At 68.1% G+C, this 11,582-nt stretch carries 8 protein-coding genes; 1 reads left to right on the forward strand and 7 read right to left on the reverse strand.

What is annotated here, in order from left to right:
• The first annotated feature begins 100 nt into the window (after positions 1-100).
• A complete protein-coding gene (locus BLU81_RS23935) occupies positions 101-922 on the forward strand; it encodes a metal-dependent hydrolase (RefSeq protein WP_092546716.1) in 822 nt (273 codons plus the stop codon).
• Between the two features lie 40 nt (positions 923-962).
• Here the strand turns inward: BLU81_RS23935 and metH are convergent, their stop codons facing one another.
• The 7 genes from metH to BLU81_RS23970 form a co-directional block, all read right to left on the reverse strand.
• On the reverse strand, positions 963-4,592 hold the full coding sequence (metH, locus tag BLU81_RS23940; RefSeq protein WP_092546717.1) for a methionine synthase: 3,630 nt from the start codon (positions 4,590-4,592) through the stop codon (positions 963-965).
• A gap of 114 nt (positions 4,593-4,706) precedes the next feature.
• Positions 4,707-6,347 carry a bifunctional 3'-5' exonuclease/DNA polymerase gene (locus BLU81_RS23945; RefSeq protein WP_092546718.1) on the reverse strand — a complete coding sequence of 547 codons (1,641 nt, stop codon included), beginning with the start codon at positions 6,345-6,347 and terminating at the stop codon, positions 4,707-4,709.
• 94 nt (positions 6,348-6,441) lie between these two features.
• Entirely contained in the window at positions 6,442-7,344 is a 903-nt protein-coding gene (locus tag BLU81_RS23950; protein ID WP_092546719.1) for a carbohydrate ABC transporter permease, read from the reverse strand.
• 11 nt (positions 7,345-7,355) lie between these two features.
• Entirely contained in the window at positions 7,356-8,255 is a 900-nt protein-coding gene (locus tag BLU81_RS23955; RefSeq protein ID WP_092546720.1) for a carbohydrate ABC transporter permease, read from the reverse strand.
• Positions 8,256-8,281: 26 nt separating this feature from the next.
• Positions 8,282-9,715 (reverse strand): N-acetylglucosamine/diacetylchitobiose ABC transporter substrate-binding protein, encoded by a 1,434-nt coding sequence (gene ngcE, locus BLU81_RS23960; RefSeq protein WP_092546721.1) that lies wholly within the window; start codon positions 9,713-9,715, stop codon positions 8,282-8,284.
• A gap of 15 nt (positions 9,716-9,730) precedes the next feature.
• On the reverse strand, positions 9,731-10,588 hold the full coding sequence (locus BLU81_RS23965) for a carbohydrate ABC transporter permease (RefSeq protein ID WP_092546722.1): 858 nt from the start codon (positions 10,586-10,588) through the stop codon (positions 9,731-9,733).
• Positions 10,588-11,505, reverse strand: coding sequence for a carbohydrate ABC transporter permease (locus BLU81_RS23970; RefSeq protein ID WP_231953484.1), 918 nt, complete (start codon positions 11,503-11,505; stop codon positions 10,588-10,590). The genes BLU81_RS23965 and BLU81_RS23970 overlap by 1 nt, the downstream gene beginning before the upstream one ends.
• Positions 11,506-11,582 lie beyond the last annotated feature (77 nt).

Raw genomic sequence — 11,582 nt, forward strand, 5'->3', positions numbered from 1 at the left:
CGGGTGGCCGACCGCACGCGCGACACGCACCCCCAGACGTTGATCTTCATCTCCGGCTCTGCGACAGTTGCGCAGTTTTGTTCGGGGAGGGACAACGCAGATGATGGGTCCGTCGCACGCGCTCTCGGGGGCAGCCGCCTGGCTGGCCGGCAGTTGGGCGCTCGATCAGTTCGCCAGTGTGAGTCAGTCACCGCTGGAGGTGGCTGTCGGCACGGCGATCTGCGCCGGTGGCGCGCTCCTGCCCGACCTCGACATGTCCGGCAAGGTGACGAAGAACCAGGGTGGCGCGACCGTCGCCCGGACGTTCGGGGTCGCGTCACTGTTCGTGGCCGAGGTGGTGGAGAAGTTCTCCCTCGGCGTCTACACGGCCACCAAGCTCAGCCGTGATCCGAGGCGTGACAACGGGCACCGCACTTTCACGCATACGCTGCCGTTCTGCGGTCTTCTCGGCTGGGGCACCACCGCCCTCGCCGACCATTACGGCCAGTGGGCGGTCGTCGGCATCGTCTTCTTCATGGCCGGTCTGGCGCTGCGTGGCCTGTTCGACAAGTGGGCGGAGCGGGCCGGCTGGGTGATCGTGACGCTGGCGTCGGCGGTGATCGCCTGGTTCACCGCCGCCAACCTGCCCGGTGACCGCGGTTATCCGCTGCTGGGCATGGCCGTCGGGGTCGGCTGTTTCGTGCACATCCTCGGCGACATGATCACCAAGAACGGGGTGCCGATCCTCTGGCCGCTCCCGATCAGACGCCGGATGTGGATGATGGTCGGCATCCCGAACAGCATGGCCGTGAAGGTCGGCGGCAAGGTCGAGGTCGTCGTGCTGCGCACCGTCTTCACGGTGATCTCGTTGCTCTCGATCGCCGGGCTGTTCATCCCGAGCATCCTGGAGAAACTCAACCTGGACGTGTGGGCCAGCAAATAACCGACGGCAGCTGCCCGTGGGCGGCTGCCGTCGGTGCCGCTCAGTCGATCGAGTAGGCCAGGTTGGGGCGCAGCCAGCGCTCCACCTCGGCGACCGGGACACCACGGCGGGCCGCGTAGTCCTCGATCTGGTCCTTGCCGAGGCGGCCGACGGTGAAGTACTTCGCCTCGGGATGGGCGAAGATCAAACCGCTCACGGCGGCGGCCGGGGTCATCGCGAACGACTCGGTCAGCTGGATGCCGATCGAGGACGTGCCGAGCAGCTCGAACAGGTCGCGCTTCTCGCTGTGGTCGGGGCAGGCCGGGTAACCGAGGGCCGGGCGGATACCCCGGTAGCGCTCGGCGTGCAGGTCGGCGAGGACCGGCTCGGATCCCGGCTCGAACCACTCGCGGCGGACCTTGAGGTGCAGGTATTCCGCGAACGCCTCGGCCAGCCGGTCAGCCAGGGCCTTGACCATGATGGCCCGGTAATCGTCCTGTTCGGCTTCGTAACGGGCGGCCAGTTTGTCGGCGCCGTGGATGGCCACCGCGAAACCGCCCAGGTGGTCGCCCGCACCGGCCGGGGCGATGTAGTCGGACAGACAGCGGTTGGCGCGACCGGCCGGTTTCTGGGTCTGCTGGCGCAGCATCGGGAACGACCCGCCGCCGGCAAGCCGGATGTCGTCACCGTCGGCGTGCGCCGGCCAGATGCCGTAGACGCCCCGGGCCTGGAACGAACCGGCCGCGATGATCTCGTCGAGCATCGTGTTGGCGTCGTCGAACAGTTCCCGGGCGACCGGCAGGTCCAGGATGGCCGGGTACTTGCCCTTGAGTTCCCAGGCCAGGAAGAGGAACTGCCAGTCGATCATGCGGCGGAGTTCGGCGATCGGCGGCGCGACCTCCCGGACCCCGGTGAACGACGGGGCCGGGATCTCGCTGAAGTCGACCGTCTCCCGGTTGGCCCGGGCCTTGGCGACCGTCAGCAGCGGGGTGGCGAGCCGCTGCTCGTGCTGGATCCGCAGCCGGTCCTGTTCGGCCCGGTTGTCCTCGTCGAGCTTCTGGGCCCGGTCCGGGTCGAGCAGGTCGGAGACCACACCGACAACCCGGGAGGCATCCAGTACGTGTACGGTCGGCGCCTCGTAGGCCGGGGCGATCCGGACCGCCGTGTGCTGCTTGGAGGTGGTCGCGCCACCGATCAGCAGCGGCACCTTGAGACCACGGCGCTGCATCTCGGCACCGACCGCGACCATCTCGTCCAGCGACGGGGTGATCAGGCCGGAGAGGCCGATGACGTCGGCGCCCTCGGCGATCGCGGTGTCCAGGATCTTCGCGGCCGGCACCATCACGCCCAGGTCGATGACCTCGTAGTTGTTGCAGCCCAGGACCACGCCGACGATGTTCTTGCCGATGTCGTGGACGTCGCCCTTGACCGTGGCGAGGACGACCTTGCCCTGACCGCGGTCGACCTCGGCCCGGCCTTCGAGGCGGGCCAGTTCCTTCTCCGCCTCCATGTACGGCAGCAGGTAGGCGACCGACCGCTTCATCACCCGGGCGCTCTTGACCACCTGGGGCAGGAACATCTTGCCGGAGCCGAAGAGGTCACCGACCACCTTCATGCCGTCCATCAGCGGGCCCTCGATGACCTCCAGGGGCCGGGGCAGTTTCTGCCGGGCCTCCTCGGTGTCGGCCTCGATGAAGTCGACGATGCCGTGCACCAGCGCGTGGCTGAGCCGGGTCTCGACGTCGGTCTCGCGCCAGGACAGGTCGATCTCCCGTTTGGCCCCGGAGCCGGTGACCGTGGAAGCGAACGTGACGAGCCGGTCGGTGGCGTCCGGGTGCCGGTCGAAGATCACGTCCTCGACGAGTTTCAGCAGGTCGGCCGGGATGTCCTGGTAGACGGCGAGCTGGCCGGCGTTGACGATGCCCATGTCCAGACCGGCTTTGACGGCATAGAACAGGAACGCCGAGTGCATGGCCTCGCGGACCACGTCGTTACCCCGGAAGGCGAAGGACAGATTCGAGATCCCCCCGCTGGTACGGGCACCGGGGCACCGTGCCTTGATCAGCGGCAGCGCGTCGATGAAGTTCTTCGCGTACCCGTTGTGCTCGGCGATACCGGTGGCGACCGCGAGCACGTTCGGGTCGAAGATGATGTCGGTCGGGTCGAAGCCGTCGCCGACGAGCAGGTCGTAGGCCCGCCCGCAGATCGCCACCTTGCGTTCGGTGGTGTCAGCCTGGCCCTGCTCGTCGAAGGCCATCACCACGGCGCCGGCGCCGAACGCCCGGATCTGGCGCGCCTGGGCCAGGAAGGCCTCTTCGCCCTCCTTGAGGCTGATCGAGTTGACCACGCCCTTGCCCTGGACGCACTTGAGCCCGGCTTCCAGCACCGACCACTTGGAGCTGTCGATCATGATCGGGATCCGGGCCACCTCGGGCTCGGTCGCGATCAGGTTCAGGAACGTGACCATCGCCTGCTCGCTGTCGAGCAGGTCGGCGTCCATGTTGACGTCGAGCAGGTTGGCGCCGCCGCGGACCTGCTCCAGGGCCACGTCGACGGCGGCCTGGTGATCATTGGCCTCGATGAGGCGGCGGAACTTGGCCGAACCGGTGACGTTGGTCCGCTCGCCGATCATGACGAAGCCGGTGTCCGGGCCGATCGCGAACGGCTCCAGGCCGCTGAACCGGGTGGCCGGCGCGGGCGCGTCGATCACTCGCGGAGCGGCGCCCCGCACCGCCTCGGCGATGGCCGCGATGTGCGGCGGGGTGGTGCCGCAGCAGCCACCGACGATGTTGACCAGGCCGTCCGCGGCGAACCCGCCGATCAGCTCACCGGTCTCGTCGGGCTGCTGGTCGTAGCCGCCGAACGCGTTGGGCAGCCCGGCGTTCGGGTGGGCGGCGACGTAGGTGTTGGCGAACCGGGCCAGGTCGGCCACGTGCGGGCGCACCTCGGCGGCACCGAGCGCGCAGTTCACCCCGACCACCAGGGGCTCAGCGCGTTCGATGGATCGCCAGAAGGCCTCGACGGTCTGACCGGAGAGGGTCCGGCCGGACAGGTCGACGATCGTCACCGAGATCCACAGCGGCAGGTCCGGTGCCACCGCGCGGGCCGCCGCGACGGCCGCCTTGGCGTTGAGCGTGTCGAAGATCGTCTCGATCATCAGCAGGTCGACGCCGCCCTCGGCGAGCGCCGCGATCTGCTCCTCGTACGTCGCCTTCACCTGATCGAAGGTGACCGCGCGGTAGGCCGGGTCCTCGACCTTCGGCGACAGCGACAGGGTCACGTTGAGCGGGCCGATCGACCCGGCCACGAACCGGGGACGGCCGTCGCGCTCGGTGGCCTCGGTGGCCGCCTGACGGGCCAGCCGGGCGCCCTGCACGTTCATCTCCCGGACCAGGTGCTCCAGGCCGTAGTCGGCCTGAGCGATGCTGGTCGCGGTGAACGTGTTGGTGGTGGTGATGTCGGCGCCGGCCGCGAGATATTGCCGGTGGACGTCGAGGATCACGTCCGGCCGGGTCAGGATCAGCAGATCAGGGTCACCGGTGACGTCTTTCGGATGATCCCCGGGAATCAGGTCACCGCGATAGTCCTCGGGTGTGAGCTTCGCGCCCTGGAGCATCGTGCCCCAGGCGCCGTCCAGCACGAGGACCCGCTCGGCGAGAAGCTCGCGCAGCTTGGCGACGGTCTGAGCCAACAGAACACCTCCGAAAGATCGGAGGCGCCCTTGTCTCGGGTGGATCACCGGTCGAGCGTGACGGGTGGCCCGCTGCAGCGCCTCTCGGCCGGACCATCAACGATACCCACCTTTTCACTTGGCGTCGGCGTAGGCACCAACCACTGAGACGTCCAGCGGAAATCGCACCGTGGTGGCACCGAACAGCAGCCGGCCCGCCGATAGCGCGCTCTCCTGAACCGCCGCCACCACGGACTCGGCCTGCTCAGCCGGACAGTGCACGACCACCTCATCGTGCACGAACAGGACGAGTTCGGCGGGAGTGCCCTGCAGCGCGGTCCGCAGGGTGGCGAGCAGGACCAGCGCCCACTCGGCGGCTGTGGCCTGGATCACGAAGTTGCGGGTGAAGCGGCCCCGGGCCCGGCCGGGCGGCGGCGCGACCTCGTCCGGCGGGTCCAGCCCCGCGTCGCGCAGAGCCGACGCCGACGGCGGGCAGGTGCGGCCCAGCCAGGACCGGACCAGCCCACCCGCCTCACCGGTCCGGGCGGCGGCCTCGACGTATTCGAACGCGGTCGGGTAGTGCCGCCGGAGCACCGCGAGGGCCGGGGCAGCGTCCCCGCCGGTCTGCCCGTACATCGCGCTGATCAGTGAGATCTTCGCCTTGCCACGGTCGCCGCCGAACGAGTCGGTGGCCAGCGCCGCGTAGAGGTCGCCCTCGGCGGCGGCGCGGGCCAGGCGGGCGTCGCCGGAGACCGCGGCCAGCACCCGCGGCTCCAGCTGACCGGCGTCGGCGACCACGAACCGCCAGCCCGGATCGGCGATCACCCCCCGGCGCACCACTTTCGGCACCTGCAGGGCCCCGCCGCCACGGGCGGCCCAGCGGCCGGAGACGACACCGCCCGGCACGTACTCCGGGCGGAAGCGGCCGTCGCGCACCCAGGCGTCGCACCAGGCCCAGCCGTGCGCCGTCCAGATCCGGTAGAGCTCCTTGAACTCCAGCAGCGGCGCCACCGCCGGATGGTCCACCTGCTGGAGCACCCAGCGCCGGGTGTTCGGCACGTCGATGCCGGCCTTGTGGAAGGCCCGGATCACCTCGGCCGGCGAGTCCGGGTGCAGGCCACGGGTGCCGAACGCGGCGTTGACCTCGGCCGTCAGCTCGGCCAGCCGGCGGGGTGGCCCGACCGGCTGCGGCGCGCCGAGCAGCTCACGCAGCAGCTCGTCGTGCACGTCGGCACGCCAGGGCAGCCCGGCCCGGCCCATCTCCACGGCGATCAGCGCCCCCGCCGACTCGGCCGCCACGAGCATCCGGAACCGCCCGGCCGACTCGACCGCGGCGATCCGGCGAGCCTGGTCCTCGTACACCGCGATCAGGTCGTCGATCCCGACCGAGTCGCCCTGGACCGACTCGAAGAGCGCACCCTGCGCGAATCCCGGCGGCTCGGCCTCCGGCCGCAGCCGGTCCGGCGGAACCGGAAGCCCGCGCAGGCGGGCCAGCGCCGCGGCCACCCCGCGTGGCTCACCCCAGCGCCCGGCATGACCGGACAGCAGCGCCTCGGTCAGCTCCAGATCGTGACAGCGGGCGACCCGGACGCCGGCCCGCAGCAGCGCCGGATAGATGCCGGCGGTGCTGCTCCAGACCCAGCGAGGCTGGTCCGAGTCCTCCCGGTCGCGGACCGCGGCGGGCAGATCAGCGACGTGCCGCGGCCGGACACCCCCGGAGAGTTCAGCGAGGGTGCCGCCGCGGCCGTCCGGATCGAGTACCGCAGCCACCAACATCCGGTCATTCTCACCCAGGGGTACGACACTTCTTCATTCAATGAAGCCCGAGAGCCCAGACGGTCGTCAGCGACCGAAGGGGCTCATCACCGTCTTACTTGACCGCCCCGGCGGTGAGGCCGGCCTGGATCTGGCGCTGGAAGACGGCGTAGACGGCGATCATCGGGATGATGCTCAGCGTCAGGGCGGCGAACAGCGTCGACCATTCGGCGTGGTAGCCGGCCTGGGTGGAGATGTTGGCGATGCCCTGGGTGAGGACCCACTTCTGGTCGGCGCCCTGGCCCTGCATGATCACCAGCGGCAGCAGGTACTGGTTCCACTGGCCGACGATGTTGAAGATGGTGATGCTGACCAGGCCGGACTTCGCCATCGGCATCATGATCTGGAAGAACTTGCGGGTGTGTGAGGCGCCGTCCATCGTCGCGGCCTCGTCGATCTCGTGTGGCAGCGTCTTGAAGAACGCCGCCAGGAAGAAGATCGTGAACGGCAGGCTGTACGCGATGTAGACCATGATCAGGCCGTGGTACGAGTTCAGCAGCCCCATGTTCTTGAGGATGTGGAACAGCGGGCCGAGGGCCATGAACGTGGGGAACGCCAGCCCGGACACGAACAGATAGTAGACCGCCCGGTTGCCGAAGAAGGTGTAACGGGCCAGCACGTAGGCCGCCATCGACCCGAACAGCATGGTCCCGGCGGTGCTGATCAGCACCACGAAGACGCTGTTGAGGAAGTAGCGCCCGATGTGTGCCTGGTCCCACGCGGAGAAGTAGGTCTCCAGCGAGAACGTGGCCGGCAGGGCGAACGGCTCGCCCAGGAAGATCTCGGTGTTGCTCTTGAAGGAGGCCAGCACCACCCAGATCAGCGGCCCGGCGGTCACCAGCGCCCAGGCGACCAGGGCGAGGTGGGCGAGACCGTTGAAGGCCCGTACCTCCCGGTGGGTCTTCTCCCGCGGAGCGCCGGTCTGGACCGGGGCGGCCATGGTCGTCACGTTGCTCATGGCAGCGCCTCTCAGACGGCTTCGCGGCGCGTGACCCGCAGGGTCAGCGCGGCGAAGGTCAGGGTCAGGAAGAACAGCACCACGCCGAGTGCGGAGGCGTAGCCGACCTGGGAGTACTCGAAGGTGTTGCGGTAGATCATCATGGCCAGCACCGAGGTCGCCCCGTCGGGTCCGCCGCGGTCCACCGTCATGATGTTGATCAGGGCGAAGCAGTCGAACGCGGCGATGCCCAGGTACACCCAGGCGACCTGGAGGGTGTTCCAGAGCAGCGGCAGGGTGATCCGGAAGAACAGGGTCGTCCGGGTGGCGCCGTCGAGTGCGGCCGCCTCGTAGATGTCGTGTTCGATCGAGCCCATCGCGGCCGAGAAGAGCACCACGTAGAAGCCGACCGCCTGCCAGACCACGACGACGACGATGCAGGTCAGCGCCCAGCGGTCGTCGGCCATGAACAGCCACGGCGACCAGGAGTCCGGGAACAGGCCGTTGAGCATGCCGCTCTTGTCCGAGGAGAACACCCGGCCGAAGATCACCGCGACGATGGCGAGGGCCATCAGTTGCGGGAAGAAGAAGATCACCCGGTAGACCTTGGAGCCCAGGACGCCCTGGGTGGTGCCGCCCTTGGAGCCGCCGCCGACGTTGAGCAGGAACGCGAAGAACAGCGCCAGCGCGATCGTCGCGATCGGCACCAGGAGCAGCAGGAAACCGTTGTGACGCAGCGATTTCCAGAACAGGTCGTCGTCCCACAGTTTCACGAAGTTGTCGAAGCCGACGTATTTGATGGCTCCGAAACCGGACCAGCTGGTGAAGGCCAGTTGGAAGGTCTGGACGTACGCCGCCACCACGAAGACGGCGTAGAGCGCCACGGGCACGGCGAGGAAGCCGATGATGAAAGGGTACTTACCGTGCCTCATGGCGCTCTACCTAACTAACGGGACGATCAGCTACGGGTCTGCTTCTGCACTGCGGAATCCTTGGCGAGCGCCTGGGAGGCGGCCTCCATCCGGTCGCAGAACTTCTGCGCGTCGCCGCCCTTGAACATCAGGTCGTTGATCGCGCTCAGCGACTCGTCGTTGAGCTTCTTGTACCAGGTGTCGAACAGGTAGCCCATGAAGACGTCCTTACCGGCCTTGTTGATCGCGTCGTTCGCGCTGGTCAGGCCGGGGGAGATCTCGATGCCGTCGGCAGCGCCGGCGACCACGGTCAGGGATTTGGTGAGCTTGGTGAACTCCAGGGCGGCCGCCTTGGACAGCATGACCCGCAGGTACTCCATGCCGCCACGGGGGTTCTTGCCCTTGGACGAGGCGAAGTAGATCTCGCCCGCCGCGGCGTTCAGCGCGGTCGCCGGCAGCGCGTCCGAGGTGGTCACGCTCGGGTAGGCCGCCACCGCGTACTGGAAGCCGGGCGGGGTGTCCTTGGCCTGCTCGTTCTCCAGCCAGGAGCCACAGGGGTAGAAGGCGACCTTGTCCTGGTTCTGGCGCAGCTGGACCTCGGTGTGCTTGAGGCCGAGGAACGACTTGTCCAGGTACTTGTTGCCGACGTCGCCCCAGGCCTTGGCGGCCTCCAGGACGGCCGGGGCGGTCCAGGCACCCGGCTTGAGGTTGTCGATGTCCTTGAGGGCCTGCTCGCCACCGATCTTTCCGGCGCTGGTGAGCAGGGCTCGGACCATGTAGTACCCGGCGTTGGCACCGGCGTACCCGAAGGGAACGATGCCCTTGCCCTTGATCTGCTCCAGCAGGGCGGTGAACTCGGCCCAGGTGCCGGGCACGGTCCAGCTGTTCTTGTCGAACAGGGCCTTGTTGTACCAGAGGCCGAAGACCGTGTAGGCGTAGTTGACCGCGAACGGCTTGCCGCTGTAGCTGCCCTGCTCGATCGCGCCGGGGACCAGCGTCTCGGCGACGGTCTTGCCCTCGATGTCGAAGGACGGGGCGGCGAACAGGTCGGTGAGGTCCTGCGCCTGCCCGGCGGCGACGATGGCACCGAAGTCCATCATCTTCGCGCCGGAGTTGTTGATCATGTCGGGGGCGTCGCCGGCGTTGAGCCGGGGCTGGATGACCGTCCCGATCTCCTGGGTCGCCGAGTACTCGACCTTGGACTCCGGCCACTTCTTGGTGTAGATCGGAGTGTCCACGTCGGTGGCGTACTTGGTGCCCAGACCACCGTCGAAGATGACGATCTCGATCGGGGCCTTCGGGTCGATGCCGAGCGGGTTGTCCGCCGACTTCGTCCCGCTGGCCTGCTCGGCCGTCTCCTCGGAGCCCCCGCCGACACAGGCGCTCAGCATGCCCACCGCCGGGATGGCGGCCAGGCCGACCGCGCCCGCCCGGCGCAGCAGGCTACGACGGTCCAGCTCGGACTTAATGATTTCAGACATCGATATCCCTTCGGGTCAACCCTTGACTGCGCCGGCCGTCAGACCGGTGGCGATATTGCGCTGGATGATCAGGAAGAACACCACCACGGGGATCGAGGTGATGATCGCACCGGCCATGAGAGGTCCCCAGGCGGTGCCGCGCTCGGTCTGGTTGTAGAGCAGCCAGGCCATCAGATTCTGGTGGTTCGGGTCGTTCAGCGTGTTGATGATGATGAACTCGTTCCACGCCTGGATGAACCCGTAGACCGAGGTGGCGACCAGGCCGGGGCCGGTCAGCGGCAGGATGATGCGCCAGAACACCTGGGCCCGGGTGCAACCGTCGATCATGGCGGCCTCGTCCAGCTCCCGCGGGATGCCGGAGATGAAACCACGCAGGGTCCACACCGTGTACGGCAGCAGCAGAACCAGATACACCAGGGCCACACCGACCAGCGTGTTGGTCAGCTTCGCACCCTGCAACATGAGGAAGAGCGGAATCAGCAGGGCCAGGAACGGCACCAGCTGTACGGCGAGTACGACCAGGATGATCGCCTTGCGCCCGTAGAAGGCGAACCGGGCGATCGCCAGCGCCGCGAGGAAGCCCACCACCAGGGCGGCCGCCACCGCCATCGCGGTGATCACCAGTCCGTTGAGCATGCTCGGCAGGAAATGCTCCTCGCCCAGGGCCGACCGGAAGTTGTCCAGGGTCGGGTTCTGCGGCCAGAACGTCGGCGTGAAGCTGCGTACCTCGCTGTCGGGTTTGAAAGCGGTGTTCAGCACCCAGTAGACCGGGAAGATCATCACGAGGCCGAAGAGGATGCCGCCGGTGTTGGCGAAGATCGTGCCGATCCTGCTGCGTCCGACGGTGACGACACCGTCGTCGTGGCGGGCCATCAGTCCACCTCTCCGATCTTGAACATCTGGCGGATGTAGAACACCATCACGCCGAGCATCAGCAGCACGGTGATCACCGAGATCGCCGAGCCGTAGCTGTAGAGGGACCGACCGAACGCCTGCGTGTACGAGTAGGTCGCGAGGGTCTGGTACACCGGCTCCGGGTGGCTGTCACGCAGCGCCCAGTTCTGGGTGAACAGGCCGAAGTTCCAGATCACCGAGAGCGTGGTGACGATGGTGAGCAGCGGCTTCAGGATCGGCAGGGTGATGTTGCGCAGGGCCTGCCAGGCCGACGCGCCGTCCACCGTGGCGGCTTCCAGCAACTCCTTCGGCACCTGGGTCAGCCCGGCGCTGAGCGAGATCGCCAGGAACGGGATACCGGCCCAGACCACCAGCGTGGTGATCACCGCCCAGCCCTCCCACGGGTTGACGAACCAGCTGTGGTTCAGCCACTCGTCGCCGAAGACCTTGCTGAACAGGTAGTTCAGCACTCCGAAGTCGGAGTCGGTGAGCCAGCGGAAGGCCTGTGCCGCGACGAGCTGGGGCAGGGCCCAGACGAACATCATCGCGACCATCATGAAGATCCGCACCTTGGCGTGCACCCGGCGCATCAGCAGGGCGATGCCGAGACCGGCCGTCACCGACAGGGTGACCGACACGACCGTGAAGGCCGCGGTCCGGCCGACGATGCCCCAGAAGACCTCGTCGGTGAGGGCCTTCGCGTACTGGTCGAAGCCGGCCCACGGCGGGGTCGCGCCGGTGAACAGCTCCCGCAGCCGCATGTTCTGGAACGACAGCACGATCATGCGGTACAGCGGGTAGCCCAGCATCGCGACCAGGATCACGAGCGTGGGCAGGGAGAGCAGCCAGGCCGTCCGGGCGTCGCGCTTTCGGCGCCCACTTGCGCGATCTTTCACCACGGGTGGCGCAGACGCCGGGGCGGGCCGGGAATCGACGGCTTGCATCATGATCCTCCAGTGCGGTGTGCCGCCCT

The organism is Actinoplanes derwentensis, from assembly GCF_900104725.1.
GTDB lineage: Bacteria > Actinomycetota > Actinomycetes > Mycobacteriales > Micromonosporaceae > Actinoplanes > Actinoplanes derwentensis.